Raw genomic sequence first — 19,290 nt, 5'->3', positions numbered from 1 at the left:
CGGCTGTCGTCGGGGCGTCTCTGCGGCTGCTCACCGGTCGACCGGGTTCTCGACCAGGCAGTCGATCTCGATGCGCAGCTCTCCGTCGCGGGAGTTGTCGCGGAAGACGCCGACCCGAGCGATAGCCTCCCACGTCGCCGGATCGACCCCGCGCAGGGGCGCGCCCGATGAGCGGAGGGTGATCGGCACGAGCAGACGCCGCCCCGCCGACTCGGACCCGCGGTCGCGCGCGATCCCGGTCTCGATGTGCAGGACCAGCGCGAGCCCCGTCGCGCTGTCGGCGATCAGCCAGACCGCCGAGAGCAGTCCGTCGCGCTGATGCTGGGCCAGCAGCCCTGCGGCGCCGTCGGGGTCGTCCAGATCGATGAGGGGAGCCAGCAGCTCCGACTCGACGACGGCGTGGTGCAGCCAGGTCTCGCGCCGGCCCTCGATCAGGTGGAGGCGGAGCTGCGTGGCCAGCGAGGTGGCGTGGGCGGCGCGCTGCGCGTCGAGCGGCAACGGCACGGAGCCGTCCCCGACCTGGGTGAGGAGGCGTTCGGCGGCGAGGTCGAGGCGTGCCAGCTCTTCGGAGGCGAGCATCCCCACCGCGTAGCGCGGCCCGAGCGTTGCGCTCTCGACGAGGGCGCGGTCGATCTCGATGCGCACCATCCGGCGGAAACCGCGCATCATCACGACGACGACCACAGCGGGTGCGAGAGTGACGACGAGCGCGCTGATCCGCACCGCGAGTGCCGCTGGGCCCCCGGACTCCATCGCGCAGAAGGCGATGACTTCGGCGATCGCGATGAGGCCTCCGACAGCGAGGATCTCGACTCCCCGCCGGTGCACGATCAGAGCGGAGTGCGCGACAGCTGCGGCCACCGCGGCGGTCGGCGCAGTGCGGGCGGACCCGGAGTCGGTCACCGCGATCAGGTCGAGCGCGACCGCCGTGCCGGCGCCGACCAGGAAGCAGAGGTACACCGGAGTGTGCAGACGTCGCCCGCCGATCTGGACGGCGAGCAGCGTCGAGCAGAAGGCGGCGACGACCACCACCCAGGAGATCGCCGTGAGCCGGGGCTCGGCGTAACGGCCGGCGGTGGTCAGGAAGATCAGCAGCTCGTAGGCCATGATTGCGGCGGCGATGCCGTTCAGGCCGCTGCCGAGGTAGTTCGTGCCGAGTCCCTCCTGCTGGCGTCGCGCCGACCGTGCGGCGCGAGTGGAGCGGCCCCTGCCCGTGCCGGGTCCGCCCTCTCCGAGCAGCGGTGCAGGCAGATCGGGGAGCGCGCTCACTTCGGCACCTCGAGGACCACGGTCGTGCCCGAACCGGGGGCGCTGAACAGGCGGGTGCGGCCGCCGACGTCGCTGAGGCGGGCCACGACCGACTCCGTGAAACCCAGCTTCGAGTGCGGGACCGACTCGATGTCGAAACCCGCGCCCGCATCGGTGACCATCGCTCGCACGGTGTCCTCGTCCTCGGTGATCGTGACATCGGCGGAGCTGACGCCGGAGTGCCGCCGCACGTTCTCGAGGCACTCGGCCAGCGCGAGCACGAAGGAGTCGAGCGCGACGCCCGTCAGCGCCACCGTGCCCGAGCCGTGCCAGATCACCTCAGGCCCATCCGGCCGAATCGGTGGCGGACGGCCTCGAGGGTGTGGGCAGCGGGAGCCGTCGTGACGCTGGTCAGCTGGTAGGAGCCCGAGGCGCTGGGAGTCGGGGTCCCGCCGAGCCGCAGCTGGCGGAGGAGGCGGGCGTCCTGTGCCGCCTGCTGCCGGAGCGCCTCGACCGAGACTCCGCGACCCGAGTGCGCGAGGAGGGTGAGCGTGGCGAGCACCGTGTCGTGCAGGAGCCGCGCGCCCTGGCGACGCTGCGCCTCCATCTCGCTCGCTTGGCGCTCGACCCGGTGGGCAGTGCCGATGCTGTCGATGCGACGGATGACGAGCGGTACGGCGCTGCTGATCCAGAGGGCGAAGCAGCCCAGCGTGCCCCACGGCAGCAGGCTCTGCACCACGACCGTCGGCATCGCCGTGTCGCTGGACACGAGGGCCGAGGGGATCACGCTCACCAGGAGCACGGGCAGGAGCAGGGCGAGGCGGCGCACGCTGGTGGTCACGACCACGGCGACGCTGGCGGTGATGGCGTTCGCGGTGTTGACCAGGACGAACCCCGCGAAGTCGCTCCCCGGCGCGAGCCCGAGCGCGAGGCCGACGCCGAGGAGCAGGCCTCCGACCGCCACGGCGAGGAGGCTGCCCCGCCGACCGGAGCGCGCGAGCTCGATGTGCGCGGTGGCGAGCCCGAGGATCAGGGCGACCGCGAAGGGGACGGCCGCCGCTTCGAGGATGCCGGGGATGAGCACCATCGTCAGGGCTGCGGCCTCGGTCACCAGGCCGATCCCGCACGCGGAGTGTCGCAGCAGCCGGTCTCGCTCGCGAGCGCTGCGGATCATCGGCACGCTCTGGCCCCCTCCGGTCGTCGGCGCTGGGCTGCCCCGTGTTCACGATAGCCAGTGCCGCTGCGGCGCGGCGCGGAGCGCGCGGCGCGGGGCGTGGGGTGGTGCCCGCCGCGGTCAGCCGTTTCGGCCGTCGTCGGGATGCGCCAGCAGCCGGGCGAGGTGGGCGCCGACGGCGTCGTCCTCGATCAGGAAGCCGTCGTGACCGAAGGTCGAGGTGATCACCGCGACCTCACCCCCGTCGAGGGCGCCCGGGGCGTGCGCGGCGATGATCCGCTGTCCCTCGACGGGGAACAAGCGGTCGCTGTCGATGCCGAGCACCAGGGTGGGGCTGACGATCCGCGAGAGAGCGGCCGCCTCTCCGCCCCGGCCGCGGCCGACGTCGTGGGAGTTCATCGCCTCCACGAGCGTGATGTAGCTGTTCGCGTCGAAGCGGCGCGTGAACTTGTTGCCGTGGAAGTCGAGGTACGACTCCACCGCGAACCGCCCGCCGCCTCCGAGTGGGCTCAACCCCGACTGCCAGCTGCGCTCGAAGCGGTCGTTGAGCTCGGAGGGGCTGCGGTAGTTCAGCAGCGCCATCCTCCGGGCCAGAGCGAGACCGTGGTAGGGACCCTGTCCGTCGCCCGCGTCGTAATAGGCCCCGCCGGCGTACGCCGCGTCGTTGCGGATCGCCTCCAGCTGGACGAAGTTGAGCGCGATCTGGTCGGCGGTCGCCCGTGGCGGAGCGGCGAGGACCGCGAGCCGCGCGACGCGCTCCGAGTGCTCGATGCCCCACTCCAGCGCCTGCATCCCTCCCATCGAGCCGCCGATGACGGAGTGCCAGCGCTGGATGCCGAGGAGGTCGCTGAAACGCACCTGCGCCTGCACCTGGTCGCGGATGCTCGTGTAGGGGAACCGGGCACCCCACTCGTGCCCGTCCGGGGCGAGGGAGGCGGGGCCGGTGGAGCCCTGGCAGCCTCCGAGCATGTTCGGCGCGACGACGAACCAGCGCTCGGTATCGATGACGAGGCCGGGCCCGACCAGGCCCGACCACCAGCCGTCGGTCGCGTGACCGGGCTCGCCGCGGCCGAGCAGGTGAGAGTCGCCGGTCAGCGCGTGCAGCACTAGGACGGCGTTGTCCCGCTCGGGCGAGAGCTCGCCCCAGGTCTCGTAGGCGATCCGCGCGTGGGGGAGGTGCCCGCCTGCCTCGAAGGCGAATGGGCCGAGGTCGACGAAGCGGCGACCGCCCGGATGGTCTCCTTCGCGCCAGGCGCCGGTGGCGGGTGGCTTGCCGATCACCGAGCGGAGCTGACGCTCGGTGATGAACGCGGACGGAACGGTGTCCTCGAGTGTCTGCTGCCAGTCCATAAGCAGTGCCCATCGTGTCAGAGAGCGGAGGCGTGCCCGCGAGTATGACGTGCGGCCCCCACTCCGCTCCGGCCGTGCCGCCGCCCGCGACCTCCTCGGACGGCGGCACCGGGTCAGGCGTTGGCGCGCGACGCCTCCACGACCGCGCGTGCGGCATGGAGGGCGTGGTCGAGATCGGCGCGCAGGTCGTCGATGTTCTCGAGGCCGACCGAGAGGCGCACCAGCCCCGGGGTGACGCCTGCGGTGAGCTGCTGCTCGGGCGAGAGCTGCGAGTGCGTGGTCGAGGCGGGGTGGATGACCAGCGAGCGGACGTCGCCGATATTCGCCAGGTGCGAGAAGAGGGTGAGGGAGTCGACGAAGGCGCGTCCGGCGTCTACCCCGCCCTTGAGCTCGAAGGACAGCACGGCGCCGACGCCCCGGGGTGCGTAGTGGTTCGCCGCCGCGTACCACGGCGACGTCGGCAGGCCCGAGTAGTTCACGGTAGCGATGTCGGAGTGGTTCTCGAGGTACTCCGCGATCTCCTGCGCGTTCTGCACGTGGCGCTCGACGCGCAGCGAGAGGGTCTCGATGCCCTGGATCAGCTGCCAGGCGCTCGCCGGTGCGATGGAGGCGCCGAGGTCGCGCAGCAGCTGCACGCGGGCCTTGACGATGTACGCGAGGGAGTCACCGACCGCCGCGGTGTAGACGGCCCCGTGGTAGGACTCGTCCGGTGTGGTGAGACCCGGGAACTTCGCAGCGTTTGCGCTCCACGCGAAGGTCCCGCCGTCGACGATCGCGCCGCCGATGACGGTGCCGTGTCCACCGAGGAACTTGGTCGCCGAGTGCACGATGATGTCGGCACCGTGCTCGAACGGGCGGATCAGGTAGGGCGTCGCGATCGTGTTGTCGACGATCAGCGGCACGCCCGCCTCGTGCGCCACGTCGGCGACGGCACGGATGTCGAGGATGTTGATCTTCGGGTTCCCGACGGTCTCGGCGAAGAACAGCTTCGTGTTCGGTCGGATCGCGCGGCGCCACTCCTCCTGGTCGTCCTGGTTCTCGACGAAGGTCGTCTCGATGCCCAGCTTCGCGAGGGTGTACTTGAAGAGGTTGTAGGTCCCGCCGTAGATCGACGACGACGACACAAGGTGGTCGCCGGCCTGCGCGATGTTCAGCACCGCCGCCGTCTCCGCGGCCTGGCCGGAGGCGAGGAGCAGCGCGCCTGAACCTCCCTCGAGCGCGGCGAGGCGCTCCTCGACGACAGCCTGGGTCGGGTTCTGGATGCGCGTGTAGATGTTGCCGGGCTCTGCGAGCGCGAAGAGGTTTTGCGCGTGCGCCGCGTTGTCGAACACGTAGGAGGTGGTCTGGTAGATCGGCGTCGCGCGGGCCTTGGTCACCGGGTCCGGAGCGGCTCCCGAGTGGATCTGCTTGGTCTCGAACTGCCACTGCTCGGGCTCGGTCATGATGCATCCCATCGGGTCGTCTGAGTCGGGGGGACGGAGGCCTTTCTCCGCCGCGACGAGCGTACGCGCGGCCCGATCGGGCGGCGAGGACGCCCGACACACGGGGTAACCCCGATCAGGGCCGCTCGGGCGGTCGATCGCGTTTCGAGCCGGTCGGATCCGCGCGGCCGGCTCGCTGCGGTCGGTCGTCGGTCGTCGGAGCGAACAGCCACGCCGCCCGCGGCTCTACCAGCCGATGGAACAGCGTGCGAGTCCAGCCGAGCGAGAGCAGCACCGAGACGACGGTGCAGAACACCACCATCACCACGAGCGCGAGCGTGCTCTCTGTGCTCGAGAGCAGCCCCGACTCGCGCAGCGGGTAGAGGACGAAACTGTGCAGGAGATAGACGTACATCGTCGACTGCCCCCACGCGGTCAGCGGGGTGCGGCGGCGCGGTACCAGAACGACGAGCGCGAGGGAGAGCACGACGGCCGCCGTCATCAGCGCGAGCCGGACGAGGCCCGCCCACCACTGGGTCTCGCCGAGCGCGTCGTAGGGGCGGTCGTAGAAGAACCAGTAGCGCAGGTCCGCCGCGCGGAACGCGTCGATGTTGACCGTCATGACGACGGCGGTGACGGCGAAGAGGGCGATGGCGACGATCCGCGCGAGCAGCACCCGCGAGGGCGGAGACGCCAGCCACCGGTCGACGAGGCCGCTCGACCCCTTCGTCCAGCCGCGCAGCCGCCAGCCGAACACGAAGAAGGGCAGGATCCCGATCGCGCGGGCCAGCGAGAAGGTGGAGTCGACGTTGTCGTAGTAGCTGACGCCGACGGCCAGCACGATGCTGATCACCAGTGGGCGGCGCAGCAGAGCGAGATAGGGGAGGACCAGCCGGAAGATGCCCAGCGCGAGCAGGAACCACAGCGTCCAGCTCGGCTTCGTCGGGTTGAACTCCTGCTTGCCCTCGACGAGGAACTGCACGAGGGTCCAGACCGTCTCCATGATCAGGTACGGCAGCAGGATGTCGGTGAGCACTCTGCGCATCGCCCGCGCGTTCGGGGCGGCGCCCTTCGAGAAGTAGCCCGAGATGATCGCGAACGCCGGCATGTGGAACGCGTAGATGGTCAGGTAGACGATCAGCGAGGTGTCGGAGTGCGCTGTCAGCCGCTGGATCCCGTGCCCGATCACCACCAGGGTCACGCAGACGAACCGCGCGTTGTCCCAGAGGGGGACTCGGCGTCGGGGAGGGACGGCTGTCCCGGAGGTCGCGGGAGCCGGGTCGGCGTGCGGCACGCGGCCAGACTAGCGTTGGCTGCGACGACGGAGTCGGTGGTGTCCGAGGCTTGACGGAAAGGGGACGGGCGTGGATCGACGTGTCGTCGTGACAGGAGCGAGTTCAGGGATCGGCGCGGCGACGGTCCGCCTGTTCCGCGAGCGCGGCTGGGAGGTCGTCGCGGTCGCGCGCCGACGCGACCGGCTTGAGGCGCTCGCCGCCGAGACGGGCGCCGAGTACGTCGTCACCGACCTGACCGATGCGCGGCAGGTCGATGCGCTCCGCGACAGCCTCGCCGCCTCCGGCCCGGTGCACGCGCTCGTGAACAACGCGGGCGGGGCGCTCGGCCTGGACTCGGTCGAGGCCTCCGACCCCGAGGACTGGCGCCGGATGTTCGAGATCAACGTGCTCTCGGTCAAGCTCGTCACCAGCGCGCTGCTCCCGCTGCTGCGCGCAGGCGTCCGCGATTCCGGCTCCTCCGCCGACATCGTGACGGTCACCTCGATCGCAGGGCACGTCGCCTACGAGGGCGGAGGCGGCTACAACGCCGCCAAGTTCGCCGCCCACGCGCTGGTGGCCGTCCTGCGGCTCGAGCTCGCGGGCGAGCCGATCCGCGTGGTCGAGATCGCCCCCGGGATGGTGCACACCGAGGAGTTCTCGCTCGTGCGTTTCGGCGGCGATCGAGCCCGCGCCGACGCCGTCTACGCCGAGGTGCCCGAGCCGCTGGTCGCCGAGGACATCGCGGCCGCGATCGTCTCCTCCGTCGAGCTGCCCCCGCACGTGAACCTCGACCTCGTCACGATCAAACCGGTCGCCCAGGCCGCCCCGCACAAGGTGGCGAAAGGACCGTTGGCGCCCCGCGCCTGAACGATGTGACGCGGAGGGCCGCGACGCCCTAGCCTGTCCCTCATGGTTTCCGACGCCGACGACTCCGCCGCCCTCCTCGCCGCCACGGAGAAAGAGGTGCTCGGCTGGCTCGAGTTCGGTGACGCCGCGCGGCACCTGGCCGATGACGTGGTGGCCTCGGGCTACCGTCCGGAGCTGGTCGTCGCCATCGCGCGCGGCGGCCTCCTGCTCGCGGGAGCGGTCGCGTACGCGCTCGGGATCAAGAGCTGCGGGGCGCTGAACGTCGAGTTCTACACCGGCGTCGAGGCGCGTCTGGCCGAGCCCGTCGTGCTGCCGCCCCTGCTCGACGAGGCCTCGGTCCGCGGCAAGCGGATCCTCCTCGTCGACGACGTGTCCGACTCCGGCCACACTCTCGCGCTCTCGGTGGACCTCCTGCGCGCGATGGGCGCCGAGGTGCGTACGGTCACCCTGTACACCAAGCCGCGCACGGTCCTCGAGCCCGACTTCTTCTGGCGCCGGACCCCGCGCTGGATCGTCTTCCCCTGGTCGGCTCTGCCCCCGGTGGACGGAGCCCTCGCCGAGGACGACGAGTGAGCGTCCACCTGATCGGAGGCGGCGCCGAGCACGAGCAGCAGCTCTACTCCGCGTTCCTGGCGGAGGCACGCGACCACGCTGTCGACGCGGGCCGTATCGAGGGCCCGCGCATCGCGATCGTCGTCGTGCACGACGGCCTCGGTCCTGAGGCTTACTCCGGTTACGCGGCTCTGCTCGCCTCCGTCGGCCCGCTCGACCCGTTCGCGGTGCTGAAGCCGGAGGGCGGTCGGATCGACCCCTCGGTCTTCGACGACGTCGACGGGATCTTCGTGGGCGGCGGCCTCACCCCGGCCTACCGCGACGCCCTCGAGTCCTGCTTCCCGCGCCTGCGCGACCTCGTCTCCTCCGGCGTGCCCTATGCGGGCTTCTCGGCGGGGGCGGCCGTCGCGGCCGACCGCGCTATCGTCGGCGGGCACCGCATCGGCGGCGTCCAGGTCGCTCCGGAGGCCGCCGCCGAAGAGCTCGATGAGGTGACCGTGCTCGAGGGCATCGGACTCGTCGATGTGTCGGTCGACGTCCACGCCGCGCAGTGGGGCACTCTCGGGCGCCTCGTCGCCGCGGTCGAGGCCGGTCTGGTCGACGGCGGAGTCGCGCTGGACGAGTCGACCGTGCTCATCGTCGGCACCGGGGCGCTCCGCGTCGGCGGAGCCGGATCGGTCTGGCGGGTGAGCGGAGGCGACTCCGGAGTCGTCGTCGCCACTCTCGCGGCGAGTTGACCCCGTGGATCTGAGCGAGCTGGCGGCGGCCGGTCTGATCGACGTGGGCTGGGCCCGCGCACTCGCGCCCGTCGGCCCGGACATCGCGGCGATGGGGGAGTTCCTGCGTGCCGAGGTCGCGGCGGGCCGCCCCTACCTGCCCGCCGGACGTGACGTCCTGCGCGCGTTCGCCGCTCCGCTCGAGGACGTGCGCGTCCTGATCGTCGGCCAGGACCCGTACCCCACCCCCGGGCATCCGATCGGGCTCTCGTTCGCGGTCGAGCGCCATGTCCGCCCGCTGCCACGGAGCCTCCAGAACATCTACCGGGAGCTGCACGACGACCTCGGCGTGACCGCCCCGCAGCACGGCGACCTGAGCGGCTGGACGACGAGCGGAGTCATGTTGCTCAACCGGGTCCTGACGGTCGCTCCCGGAGCCCCCGCCTCGCACCGCGGCGCCGGCTGGGAGGTCGTCACCGAGCACGCCATCCGCACGCTCGCCGAGCGCGACCGCCCGCTGGTCGCGATCCTCTGGGGCCGCGACGCGGCATCCCTCCGGCCGATGCTGGGCGATGCCGGCGTCATCGAGAGTGCGCACCCGAGCCCCCTCTCGGCCTCGCGCGGATTCTTCGGCTCGCGGCCGTTCAGCCGGGCGAACCGGCTGCTCGTCGAGCGCGGGGCGGAGCCGGTCGACTGGAGCGCGCTCCCGTGAACGGGGCGACGGCGCTCGGGCGGCTACGCTGGCCCGGATCGCTCAGCGGGAGAGACGAAGGGGAGCCGGATGCTTGAGGAAGAGTACGAGCGGCGGCGGGTACTGCCGCCCCACCTGCGCAAGGCGCCACCGCCCGAGCCGGACTTCTCGTTCGAGATCCGTGAGGTCCGCGAGGAGGATCTCCCCGATGTCCGCGAGATCTACAACCACTACGTCCGCAACACGGTCGTCACCTTCGACGAGGACGACTCGACGCTCAAGGAGTGGCGCTCGAAGTTCGCGCGCAACCAGAAGCTCGGTCTGCCGTTCATCGTCGCGGTCTCGCCCTCCGGCCAGATCCTCGGCTACGCGATGGTCTCGCCCTGGTCGTCCAAGCGCGCCTACCGCTTCACGGTCGAGAACTCGATCTACCTCCGGGCGGCCTCCACGGGGAAGGGGCTCGGCAAGGCGCTGATGGCCGAACTCCTCGAGCGCGCGAAGGCCGTGGGCATCCGTCAGATCATGGCGGTCGTCGCCGACAAGGGCGCGGAGGCGTCGCTCACCATGCACGCGCGGTTCGGCTTCGTCGAGGTGGGCCGGATGGGGCGGGTCGGCTTCAAGTTCGAGCGCTGGCTCAGCACCGTCCTGCTGCAGAAGACGCTCAAGTAGCGGCGCGCTCTTCCTCGCTGCTGCCCGCTCTCCGGGCGAGGCGCGGGTCGTGCTGCTGCGAATGCGCCTCATCGACATCCGACGGACAGAGACCTCTCTCTACACTGGACCGCATGGAATGGCTCGTCCCGCTCATCGTCGTCGTGGTGCTCGTCGTCATCCTCGGCATCTACCTCTGGGCGACGTACAACTCGCTCGTGACCCTCAATGTCCGCGTCGACGAGGCGTGGAGCGACATCACCGTGCAGCTCAAACGCCGTGCCGATCTGATCCCGAACGTCATCGACTCGGTGAAGGGTTACGCCGCCCACGAGCGTCAGGTCTTCGAGTCCGTGACCCGGGCCCGGGCCGAGACGCTGCAGGCCAGGGGGCCGGCGGAGGCGTCGGCGGCCGAGGACCACATGCAGAAGGCGCTCACGTCGATCTTCGCGGTCGCCGAGGGCTACCCGCAGCTCCAGGCGAGTCAGAACTTCCTCCAGCTCCAGGGCGAACTGGTCGACACGGAGGACAAGATCCAGTCCGCCCGCCGGTTCTACAACGGCGGCGTGCGAGAGATGAACACGAAGGTCACGGTGTTCCCGAACACCCTGTTCTCGCGTCGGCTCGGGTTCTCGGAGCGCGAATTCTTCGAGGTGGGCGATCTCGCCGCGATCTCGGAGCCGCCCCGCGTCCAGTTCTGAGGCGGTCGGATGTACAGCGCGATCGCGCGGAACAAGCGCAACACGGTGGTGATCCTGGTGCTGTTCCTGGTGATCATCGGCGGGCTCGGCGCCCTGGCCGCTGCGGTCTACCGCAGCACGACCGTCGTCGTCGTGGTGCTGGTCGCTGCGGCGGCCTACGCCCTCTTCCAGTATTTCTTCGCCGCGAGCCAGGCGGTCGCGCTGAGCGGAGGCGTCCCGATCGGGCGAGCGGACGAGCCGCGGCTGCACCGCATCGTCGAGAACCTCTCGATCGCCACGGGTACGCCGATGCCGACGGTGTACATCATCGATGATCCGGCTCCGAACGCCTTCGCGACCGGGCGCGACCCCGAGCACGCCGTCGTCGCCGCGACGACGGGTCTGCTCGAGATCATGGACGACGCCGAGCTCGAGGGCGTGATGGCTCACGAACTCGGTCACGTCCGCAACTACGACATCCGCGTCTCGATGATCGTCTTCGGGCTCGTTGTCGCCGTCGGCTTTCTCTCGGACGCGTTCCTCAGGCTGGCGTTCGTCGGCGGTGGCCGGGGCAGCAGCAACAGTGGTGGCGGCAACCCCGCCCTCCTGGTGGTCGGCCTGGTGGCGATGGCGATCGCCCCGATCGCCGCGAGCGTCGTCCAGCTGTCCATCTCGCGACAGCGCGAGTACCTCGCGGATGCGACGAGCGCGCTCACCACTCGCCATCCGGATGCGCTCGCCCGCGCCCTGCTCAAGCTCGAGTCGGCCGGCCGCCCGATGCGCCGGCAGAACAGCTCGATGGCGCACCTCTGGATCGCGGATCCCTCGAAGCCCGGGGTCGTCGCCCGCATGTTCGCGACCCACCCGCCGATCGCCGACCGGGTCGCGCGTCTCGCCGAGATGGGCTCGCGCTTCTAGGTCCCGTTGTCAGACGTCCGGTGCGCGGCGGGAATCACCGCACCGGGTCGTCGTTCTCCGCGGGGCGGAGCCGCTGTCGAGGAGGTCCTCGTGGCCCGCACGGGAGCCGTCGTCGTCGGTCAGCTCGTCAGATCGGTCAGGGCCCGGCCTGCATCGACACCGGTCTGGGCGCCGGAGCGACGACCGCCGAGGGGCTCCGCTCCCGGGTCGATCGGATGCTCGGAGAACGGCCGTCGGTGCAGGCGCGTGCCGGCGTCGCCTCCGCCCTCCTCCCGGATCGCGACGTCGCCGGTCTGCGGGGAGGAGACCGTCGCCGCGTGGGGGTGGGACGCCCCGTCCTCCCCGCGCGGGAGTTCGGCCGATCCGGGAGTCACGACCGCGTCGACCGGGATGTTCTCCTCGAGGAGCGCGAGGGCCGTGGTCGTGCTGCCGGAGGAGTGCGCGAGGAGCGCGGGAACGACCGGGTTCTCGTGCCGGACCGCCGCGAGCCCGCGGAGGGCTCGTGCCAGAGCGCGGCCGCCGCGCTCGGCACGGTGCCCCGAGAGCACCGACCTGTCGAGGTCGGACCCGTCGGGAGGCGGAGGAGTGTCGTCCCCGATCCAGGCGACGACCGCGCTCTCGGCCGGCAGCAGATCGGCGACGCGGCGGGCCGCCGTCGTCCACGACTCCATGTCGTCCGTCGTGGTGCCTGCTCCCGCGACCGTGTAGACCACGGTCGTCGCGGTGTCCAGGTCGCCGATGCTCACCGACGCCGAGGGCGGCGAGTCGGCGGTGAGCGAGCAGAGGAGCCGAGCGGACGATCCGGGTACCGGCGTCAGGCTCCCCTGGATGCTCAGTAGCGGTCGCAGACGCTCGTTCGCCGCCGTGATCGCGAACGCGGCGGCCGCGATCTCGAGCGTGGTGGCCTCAGGTCGGTCCTCGAGCTCCTCCTCGCGGAAGAGAGCTGCATCGCGCTCAGCCGTGAGGGCGTCGATCCAGCCCGACAGCGAAACCCGGTTCGCACGGTCTCGCGCGCCGTAGGGGATCCCCTCCAGGGTCCCGAAGAACGAGGGACACGCGTCGAGGAGCACCGACTGCCGCCGGGAGAGAGCGCCGGGCTCGGCGTCGAGGCCGTGCCACCAGCGGTTCACGCCCGCGGAATCGAGGGCGAGGAGCTGCTCCTGCAACTCCGGACGCGCCGCCCAGACTGTTCCCACCTCCTGCGGGTCGAGCGTGGCGAGAGCCGTGAGCAGGACGGGATCAGAGAGCTTCAGCACGGGAGCGGACGCCAGTTCCACCGCCATCGAGGAGAGGGCCTCGCCGCCCGCGGCGTCGAAAGCCGTGGCGACGCGCTCCATCCAGTCGGCGTCCGCCCCGTTCTCGTCGAGCAACTCGCGGACGCCGTCGAAGACGGTGACCCGGCCGGTCGGAGCCCAGGAGCAGTCGACGCCGAAGCGCCGCCAGATCGCCGCCACCTCATCGAGCAGGGCGCGCACCCGCCCGTCGCTCGTCCGGGCCCGTTCCACGAAGCTCCGCAGCCGAGTGGGGTCCGCGGAGCCGCGCACGGCCGCCGGAGCGCTCGTGCGGCGACGACTCCGCGCCGAGAACGACGCCGAGAGCGGGCTCGGCGGCTCGGCCGGATGCTCCTCCTGGGCAGCGAGCCCCGCCTGCCGCTGCCGTTCGCGCTCGGCTGCGGCGCGCGTCCTGTCGACCTGCTGCGCGAGAGCCCCGAGTCGATGGGCCAGCATCGTGCGGTCGACCGCCTCCGTCTCTACCGCCTCCTCGAACAGGGAGCGGTGCATGCAGGCGAAGCCGTGCAGCGCCTCCTCGGCAGCCTCCGCCCGGGTGCTCGACTGATCCCTCAGCAGGTCGCCCAAGTCGCGGGCTCCTGCCGCGAGCCGTGCGGCCACGTCGTCGTCGAACACGATCATCCCCGAGTCCTTCCCGCCCCACCGCGACTCCTCGCGATAACGCGAGGAGTTCTCACTCTACTCGCTCGAGCAGAGTGAGGCGAGCGTGACGCGCGGAGTCAGCCGAGGGGGCGGCGAGTGGTCCGCCGTCGAGCGTCGCCAGGTACTCAGCGAACACCGGCGCCGGATCGACGCCCGTGGAGGCCGCGTCGACGAGCGCTCGGCGCACGAGCGCGAGCACCACCGTGGCCAGCACCGCCGCTCGCGGGAGGGAGGCGCGGCCCAGGTCCATACGCTCGGCGAGGAACGGCGTGAGCGCCTCCTCGCGTCGTGCAGCGACTGTGCCCAGACGGCGCGCATCGCCGGCGTCTCGGTGAGCAGCGGGATCAATCGGAGGGTGCGATCGAGGTGACGGCCCGATGCGGAGGCGGCGAAGGCCTCCGCCAGCGCGGCGTTGAGCGGTTCGGCGAGGGGACGCTCGACGAGTGCGCGCCCCATCGCGCTGACGGCGGCGGCGAGCACAGGGCGCACGCAGTCCTCCTTGCTGCCGAGATAGCGGTGGAAGGTCCGCAGCGAGATCCCGGCGGCGTGAGCGAGCTCGCCGGTGCCGACGCCCGAGACGGTCCCTCGCTCGAGCAGCAGGGCCACGCACTTCTCGGAGAGGGCAAGCGCGAGGATCCCCCCGCCGGGCGCGGCCTCGCTCATGCGTTCACGCGACGCTCGGTGAGAGCGGCGAGCAGGGCGGGCGCGAGAGTGCCCCTGCCAACCACCTCGACGGCGTCCAGACCCTGCCAGGCCGCTGCCTCGACGAGCAGCGCCGCCACGCGCTCCGCGGTGTCGGCGGGTGCACCCGGCTCACGCCAAGCCGCCTGCACGAGGAGGACCCGGCGGCGGCGATCGCTCTTGAGGTCGACCCGCGCGGCGATGACGTCGTCGAGGAGGACCGGGAGGACGTAGTAGCCGTGCACCCGCTGCGCCGCGGGCGTGTAGATCTCGATCCGGTAGTGGAATCCGAAGAGCCGCTCGGCGCGCGGCCGGTGCCAGACGACCGGATCGAAGGGGGAGAGCAGCGCATCGATGCGGAGGGCGCGGGGGCGCCGTGCCTCGACGTGTCGCCACAGGGGGAGGGGCCGTCCGCCGCGTTCCCACCCGCGCACCTCGACCGGCTCGAGCTCACCCGCATCGACGAGCTCGTCCACGGCGAGCCGGGTCGGCGCCTGGAGGAGCCGGTGGTAGTCGGCCAGATCGTCCAGCGTGCCGATCCCGTGCGCGCGGGCCGCCCTGCGCACCAGCTCGCGCACCGCATCCGCCACCGGCACCTCGCTCTCGAGCACGTCGCGCGGCAGCAGCTGCTCGGCCAGCCCGTACGAGCGCTCGAATCGCGTGCGCCCGGCAGTCACGACCTCACCCCAGCGGAAGAGCATCTCGAGCCCGCGCTTGACGTCCGACCAGCCCCACCAGGGACCGGTGCGGACGTTGGCCTCGTGCTCGATCTCGGAGGCGCGCAGGGGGCCGTCGGCGAGCGCGGCGCGCAGCCAGTCGAGCGTCGAACGGTTCTCGGCGGCCCAGCCTCGTGCTCGGGGAGCCGGATGCGGCGGTAGTGCTGCATCCGCCACCGGTAGAGGGGGACGTCCTCGCGCCGGACGAGCGCCGCCTCGTGCGCCCAGTACTCGAGGTACGGTCCGTCCGCCGTGAAGGCAGCCGCGTCGAGCAGCGAGCGCTCGTAGGGCCCGAGACGCGCCAGCACCGGGAGGTAGTGGCTGCGTTCGAAGACGGAGACGGAGTCGAGCTGCAGGGGACGGATGCGATCGACGACGGCGCGCACGTGGCGCGCCGTCACCCGAGCGGGCCGGGGCGCGCCGAGGCCCTGCGCCGCCAGGGCGATCCGGCGCGCGAGTGCTGGCGAGAGCTGCTCGGTCATAGTGCGACCACGGTAGCGAACAGGTCCGACATCGCCGCTTTCTCGGGCGTCACCTCCGCGCCGCGTCGCTGATGCCTGCTGCGGAATGCACCGGGGCCTAGTCTGGGCAGATGAGACTCGGCAGGTCCCGCCGCACCTCCGGCACGCGCGCTGTCGAGCGCGCAGCGCAGGCCATCGACCCCCGGCCCACGCCGGTCCCCGACTCCGCCTTCGTGAGCGACGGGATGCGGATCGCGGGCGCCTGGGCGTGGCGGGTGCTCGTGGTGGTCGCGGCGCTCGCCGTGGTCGCCCTGCTCGTCATCGAGCTGAGACTCATCGTCATCCCCCTGCTGCTGGCGATCGTCATCGCGGCGCTGCTCGTCCCCTTCTCGAGCTTCCTCCAGCGTCACCGCTGGCCCAAATGGCTGGCTGTGGTCGTCTCGGAACTCGGGATCGTCCTCGTCATCGGCGGGCTGCTCTTCCTCGTCGTCACCCAGGTGTACGCCGGGTTCGACGACCTCAGCCGCCAGACGGTCCAGTCCTACGCCGACCTCAAGGCGTGGCTCCTGGAGTCGCCGCTGCACCTCACCGAGAACGACATCAACCAGTACGCGCAGCAGGCGCTGACGGCGCTCCAGCAGGACTCGGGGGTGCTCGTCAGCGGGGCGCTGAGCGTCGGATCCACCGTCGGGCACGTGCTCACCGGCGTGCTGCTCACGCTCTTCTCGACCCTGTTCATCCTGATCGACGGCCCGAACATCTGGCGCTGGGTGGTTCGTTTGTTCCCGCGTCGCGCACGCGCATCGGTCGACGGCGCCGGGCGCGCGGGCTGGGTCACCCTCACCAACTTCGTGAAGGTGCAGATCCTCGTCGCGTTCGTCGACGCAGTGGGCATCGGCCTGGGCTCCTTCTTCCTCGGAGTGCCGCTCGCGATCCCGATCGGGGTGCTGGTCTTCCTCGGATCGTTCGTCCCCGTGATCGGAGCGGTCGTCACCGGAGCTCTCGCCGTCTTCATCGCGCTCGTCTACAACGGGCCGCTGATCGCCCTGATCCTGCTGATCGTCGTGCTCGGGGTGCAGCAGCTCGAAGGCCACATCCTGCAACCGCTGATCATGGGCTCGGCGGTCAAGGTGCACCCGCTCGCGGTCGTCCTGGCGGTCGCCGGCGGATCGATCCTCGCGGGCATCGCGGGGGCCTTCTTCGCGGTGCCGTTCGTCGCGACCCTCAACGTGATGGTCAAGTACGTCGCGAGCGGATCCTGGCGCTCGTCTGCCCGAACCCCCGAGAAAGGTGCCGCAGAGTATGCAGACTAGCCGGGTCGTCGGACCCTCGCTCCGCGAGTTCGAGGCGGCCCGCGCCGTCATCGCGCCGGTCATCGCCTCGACGCCGATGGAGACGAGCAACTTCCTCGCGCAGGTCCTCGGTGCGCCGGTGTTCCTCAAGTGCGAGAACCTGCAGCGCACCGGCTCCTACAAGATCCGCGGGGCGGTGTACCTGCTCTCGCGGCTCACTCCGGAGGAGCGGGCGCGCGGAGTCGTCGCCGCCTCCGCCGGCAACCACGCCCAGGGTGTGGCGTTCGCGGCCAGGGAGCTCGGCATCGAGGCCACGATCTTCATGCCGATCGGTGTCGCGCTGCCCAAGCTCTCGGCGACCCGCGAGTACGGCGCCGACGTCGTGCTGAGCGGCCACATCTTCAACGAGGCGCTCGCGGCGGCGGCGGAGTTCGCGGAGCGTACCGGCGCCGTGTTCGTGCCTCCGTACGACCACCCCGACGTCATCACCGGCCAGGGCACGATCGGGCTCGAGATCCTCGAGGAGGCGCCGGGCGTCGAGACGATCGTCGTGCCGATCGGGGGCGGCGGCCTCATCGCCGGTGTGGCCTCGGCGGCGAAGCAGAAGGCCGCCCAGGAGGGGCGCACGCTCCGGGTGGTCGGCGTGCAGGCGGCGAACGCGGCACCGTATCCGCTGTCGCTCGCGAGCGGAGAGCCGACGGCGATCACGATCAGCCCGACGATCGCCGACGGCATCGCGGTCGCCAAGCCGGGTCAGCTCAACTTCGCGATGATCCGCGACATCGTCGACGAGGTCGTCACGGTCGAGGACGACGACATCGCCCGGGCGCTGCTGGTGCTCCTCGAGCGGGCGAAGCTCGTGGTCGAACCCGCCGGCGCCGTCGGCATCGCGGCGATCCTCACGGGGAAGATCCGCGATACGGGACCGACGGCCGTCATCCTCTCGGGTGGCAACATCGATCCGTTGATGATGGAGCGGGTGATCAGCAGGGGGCTCGCCGCGTCCGAGCGCTACCTCAAGATGAGCATCGGCCTGCCCGACCGGCCGGGTCAGCTCGCTCGCATCGCCGAGCTCATCTCGGAGGCGAACGCCAACGTGGTCGAGGTCCTGCACACCCGCCACGGCCGCGGGTTGCAGATCAGCGAGGTCGAGATCGAGATCAGCGTCGAGACCCGCGGTCCGGAGCACGCCGACCGCGTCCTCGAGGTACTGACAGACGCCGGCTACCACCCGCGCGTGTCGACCGCTTGATCGTGCGGTTCTCGGTGTCGCGCCCGTCGACGACGCCGTGATGGTCGTGGGTGATCGGTTCTCCGCAAGGCGGAGGAGGAAGCGATACCGGTGGTGTCGCGCCCGACGACAACGCCGCGGCGATGGTCGTGGGTGATCGGTTCTCCGCAAGGCGGAGGAGGAAGCGATACCGGTGGTGTCGCGCCCGACGACAACGCCGCGGAGGGCCGATCACCGTATGATCAGTGGCCGTTCCAGGTCTCGACGTTCGCGACGCGGACCTCGATCTCGCGGCCGTTCGGAGCGGTGAAGCGGGTGCTGTCGCCCACCTTCAGGCCCATGATCGCCGAGCCGAGCGGGCTCTGCGGGCTGTAGACGTCGAGGTCGCTCTCGCCCGCCATCTCGCGGTTGCCGAGGAGGAAGCGGGACTCGTCGCCCGCGATCTCGGCGGTGATGATCGTGCCGGCCTCGACGACTCCGTGGCTCTCGGGCGGCGTGCCGATCTCGGCCTCGCGCAGCAGCGCGGTCAGCTGGCGGATGCGCGCCTCGATCTTGCCCTGCTCGTCCTTCGCGGCGTGGTAGCCGCCGTTCTCCTTCAGATCGCCCTCCTCGCGAGCGACCTCGATGCGCTTGGCGATCTCTTCGCGTCCGGCGGTGGACAGCTCGGTGAGCTCCGCCTGGAGGCGGTCGTACGACTCCTGGGTCATCCAGGTGACCTGTGACTGGTCGGCCATGGTGGGCTCCTCCTCTGAGGGCCGCGCTCGCGGCGTGCGACAGAGCCGAGCGGAGGGATCCGCGTCCGGCGATCGCGACGGCCGGCGTCCGGCGGCGGTGGAACGACGAGGCCCCGACGAGTCCGTCAGGGCCTCGGGCAACCCTACGGGAGCCAGCAGGAGGAGATCAAACCTGTGTTCGCGAGCTCGGTGGTCCGCACGGTCTCGGTGAAGGAGCGGAAGCGCTCGGTCGACGCGGGGTACTCGACCACCAGCCAGCCGACGACGGCGGACTGCTCGTTGAGGGCCTGCACGGCGCAGGCCACGTCCCTCCCGACCGGCGCGGTGAGGTCGAACGAAACCTGGACTGTGCGGTCGTCGACGACCTGGTGCGCAGTGTCCTGCGCATCGACGCCCCCGCGGGCGCCGTCGAGCCCGGCCCAGACGACCCAGGCGGTGAACACGGCGAGGAAGGCGAGCGCGACACCGCCGAAGAGCCAGCGGTTGCCGCGGCGGGAGCGGCGCGTGCGCCCGTAGCGAGTCGCGAGCGGACCGACCGAGCGGACCTCGTCCGGCTCGAGCTCGGCGTCTGCGCTGCTGTCGACGCTCTCGGACGTGCGGGCGGCCACGGAACTCCCTGGGTGATACGTCTACTCTTGGTCGGGTGGCGTCCGTCTCTTCCGGAGCAGCGCGCCGACCCCATTAAACCCCGAGGAATCGAGCGAT

The 19,290-nt window shown here is 71.3% G+C and carries 21 protein-coding genes; 10 read left to right on the top strand and 11 right to left on the bottom strand.

Annotation, left to right across the window (positions count from 1 at the left end):
• Positions 1 to 30 precede the first annotated feature (30 nt).
• The 6 genes from ACH61_RS00600 to ACH61_RS00580 form a co-directional block, all read right to left on the bottom strand.
• The gene (locus ACH61_RS00600; protein WP_068207273.1) at positions 31 to 1,269 is read right to left on the bottom strand and encodes a hypothetical protein; all 1,239 of its coding nucleotides are present in this window, start codon (positions 1,267 to 1,269) and stop codon (positions 31 to 33) included.
• Positions 1,266 to 1,586: a sensor histidine kinase gene (locus ACH61_RS18045; RefSeq protein ID WP_236713474.1), complete on the bottom strand. Its 321-nt coding sequence runs from the start codon at positions 1,584 to 1,586 to the stop codon at positions 1,266 to 1,268. Before ACH61_RS18045 ends, ACH61_RS00600 begins: the two co-directional genes overlap by 4 nt.
• Positions 1,583 to 2,422, bottom strand: a complete 840-nt coding sequence (locus ACH61_RS00595; protein WP_236713473.1) for a histidine kinase — start codon at positions 2,420 to 2,422, stop codon at positions 1,583 to 1,585. The genes ACH61_RS18045 and ACH61_RS00595 overlap by 4 nt, the downstream gene beginning before the upstream one ends.
• A gap of 120 nt (positions 2,423 to 2,542) precedes the next feature.
• Positions 2,543 to 3,772, bottom strand: a complete 1,230-nt coding sequence (metX, locus tag ACH61_RS00590; protein ID WP_068207270.1) for a homoserine O-acetyltransferase MetX — start codon at positions 3,770 to 3,772, stop codon at positions 2,543 to 2,545.
• 113 nt (positions 3,773 to 3,885) lie between these two features.
• Complete coding sequence (locus tag ACH61_RS00585) at positions 3,886 to 5,214, bottom strand: bifunctional o-acetylhomoserine/o-acetylserine sulfhydrylase (protein WP_068207320.1); 1,329 nt, start codon at positions 5,212 to 5,214, stop codon at positions 3,886 to 3,888.
• A gap of 115 nt (positions 5,215 to 5,329) precedes the next feature.
• Complete coding sequence (locus ACH61_RS00580; RefSeq protein WP_068207267.1) at positions 5,330 to 6,487, bottom strand: acyltransferase family protein; 1,158 nt, start codon at positions 6,485 to 6,487, stop codon at positions 5,330 to 5,332.
• A 70-nt stretch (positions 6,488 to 6,557) separates the two neighbouring features.
• Here ACH61_RS00580 and ACH61_RS00575 point away from each other — a divergent pair, with 70 nt between their 5' ends.
• The 7 genes from ACH61_RS00575 (at position 6,558) to ACH61_RS00545 (ending at position 11,539) form a co-directional block, all read left to right on the top strand.
• The gene (locus tag ACH61_RS00575) at positions 6,558 to 7,334 is read left to right on the top strand and encodes an SDR family NAD(P)-dependent oxidoreductase (RefSeq protein ID WP_068207264.1); all 777 of its coding nucleotides are present in this window, start codon (positions 6,558 to 6,560) and stop codon (positions 7,332 to 7,334) included.
• Positions 7,335 to 7,376: 42 nt separating this feature from the next.
• Positions 7,377 to 7,907 (top strand): phosphoribosyltransferase, encoded by a 531-nt coding sequence (locus ACH61_RS00570; RefSeq protein ID WP_068207261.1) that lies wholly within the window; start codon positions 7,377 to 7,379, stop codon positions 7,905 to 7,907.
• On the top strand, positions 7,904 to 8,623 hold the full coding sequence (locus ACH61_RS00565) for a Type 1 glutamine amidotransferase-like domain-containing protein (protein ID WP_068207257.1): 720 nt from the start codon (positions 7,904 to 7,906) through the stop codon (positions 8,621 to 8,623). Before ACH61_RS00570 ends, ACH61_RS00565 begins: the two co-directional genes overlap by 4 nt.
• Before the next feature lie 4 nt (positions 8,624 to 8,627).
• Positions 8,628 to 9,314 carry a uracil-DNA glycosylase gene (locus ACH61_RS00560; protein ID WP_068207254.1) on the top strand — a complete coding sequence of 229 codons (687 nt, stop codon included), beginning with the start codon at positions 8,628 to 8,630 and terminating at the stop codon, positions 9,312 to 9,314.
• 69 nt (positions 9,315 to 9,383) lie between these two features.
• A complete protein-coding gene (locus ACH61_RS00555; RefSeq protein WP_068207251.1) occupies positions 9,384 to 9,962 on the top strand; it encodes a GNAT family N-acetyltransferase in 579 nt (192 codons plus the stop codon).
• Between the two features lie 113 nt (positions 9,963 to 10,075).
• On the top strand, positions 10,076 to 10,642 hold the full coding sequence (locus ACH61_RS00550) for a LemA family protein (protein ID WP_068207249.1): 567 nt from the start codon (positions 10,076 to 10,078) through the stop codon (positions 10,640 to 10,642).
• Positions 10,643 to 10,651: 9 nt separating this feature from the next.
• Positions 10,652 to 11,539, top strand: coding sequence for a M48 family metallopeptidase (locus ACH61_RS00545; protein ID WP_068207245.1), 888 nt, complete (start codon positions 10,652 to 10,654; stop codon positions 11,537 to 11,539).
• A gap of 119 nt (positions 11,540 to 11,658) precedes the next feature.
• On the opposite strand, the gene ACH61_RS00540 is transcribed toward ACH61_RS00545, so the two are convergent.
• From ACH61_RS00540 to ACH61_RS00530, 3 genes are read right to left on the bottom strand one after another with little or no spacing between them, the layout of a single operon-like run.
• Positions 11,659 to 13,449 (bottom strand): alpha/beta hydrolase, encoded by a 1,791-nt coding sequence (locus tag ACH61_RS00540; protein WP_068207242.1) that lies wholly within the window; start codon positions 13,447 to 13,449, stop codon positions 11,659 to 11,661.
• 57 nt (positions 13,450 to 13,506) lie between these two features.
• On the bottom strand, positions 13,507 to 14,133 hold the full coding sequence (locus ACH61_RS00535; RefSeq protein WP_068207239.1) for a TetR/AcrR family transcriptional regulator: 627 nt from the start codon (positions 14,131 to 14,133) through the stop codon (positions 13,507 to 13,509).
• Positions 14,130 to 15,044 carry a winged helix-turn-helix domain-containing protein gene (locus tag ACH61_RS00530; RefSeq protein WP_330220111.1) on the bottom strand — a complete coding sequence of 305 codons (915 nt, stop codon included), beginning with the start codon at positions 15,042 to 15,044 and terminating at the stop codon, positions 14,130 to 14,132. The genes ACH61_RS00535 and ACH61_RS00530 overlap by 4 nt, the downstream gene beginning before the upstream one ends.
• Positions 15,045 to 15,184: 140 nt before the next feature.
• Here ACH61_RS00530 and ACH61_RS18040 point away from each other — a divergent pair, with 140 nt between their 5' ends.
• From ACH61_RS18040 to ilvA, 3 genes are read left to right on the top strand one after another with little or no spacing between them, the layout of a single operon-like run.
• Complete coding sequence (locus ACH61_RS18040) at positions 15,185 to 15,421, top strand: hypothetical protein (protein WP_236713475.1); 237 nt, start codon at positions 15,185 to 15,187, stop codon at positions 15,419 to 15,421.
• A 38-nt stretch (positions 15,422 to 15,459) separates the two neighbouring features.
• On the top strand, positions 15,460 to 16,641 hold the full coding sequence (locus tag ACH61_RS00525; protein WP_068207236.1) for an AI-2E family transporter: 1,182 nt from the start codon (positions 15,460 to 15,462) through the stop codon (positions 16,639 to 16,641).
• Positions 16,631 to 17,872, top strand: coding sequence for a threonine ammonia-lyase (ilvA, locus tag ACH61_RS00520; protein WP_068207233.1), 1,242 nt, complete (start codon positions 16,631 to 16,633; stop codon positions 17,870 to 17,872). Before ACH61_RS00525 ends, ilvA begins: the two co-directional genes overlap by 11 nt.
• 221 nt (positions 17,873 to 18,093) lie before the next feature.
• Here ilvA and greA read toward each other — a convergent pair whose 3' ends face one another.
• Together greA and ACH61_RS00510 are read right to left on the bottom strand one after the other, a co-directional pair.
• A complete protein-coding gene (gene greA, locus ACH61_RS00515; protein WP_068207230.1) occupies positions 18,094 to 18,585 on the bottom strand; it encodes a transcription elongation factor GreA in 492 nt (163 codons plus the stop codon).
• A 143-nt stretch (positions 18,586 to 18,728) separates the two neighbouring features.
• Positions 18,729 to 19,193, bottom strand: coding sequence for a DUF4307 domain-containing protein (locus tag ACH61_RS00510; RefSeq protein ID WP_082844901.1), 465 nt, complete (start codon positions 19,191 to 19,193; stop codon positions 18,729 to 18,731).
• Positions 19,194 to 19,290: the final 97 nt, after the last annotated feature.

Origin of the sequence: Rathayibacter tanaceti (genome assembly GCF_001634385.1) — a bacterium.
GTDB classification, from domain to species: domain Bacteria; phylum Actinomycetota; class Actinomycetes; order Actinomycetales; family Microbacteriaceae; genus Rathayibacter; species Rathayibacter tanaceti.
This window is presented reverse-complemented; position numbering and strand designations above follow the sequence as displayed.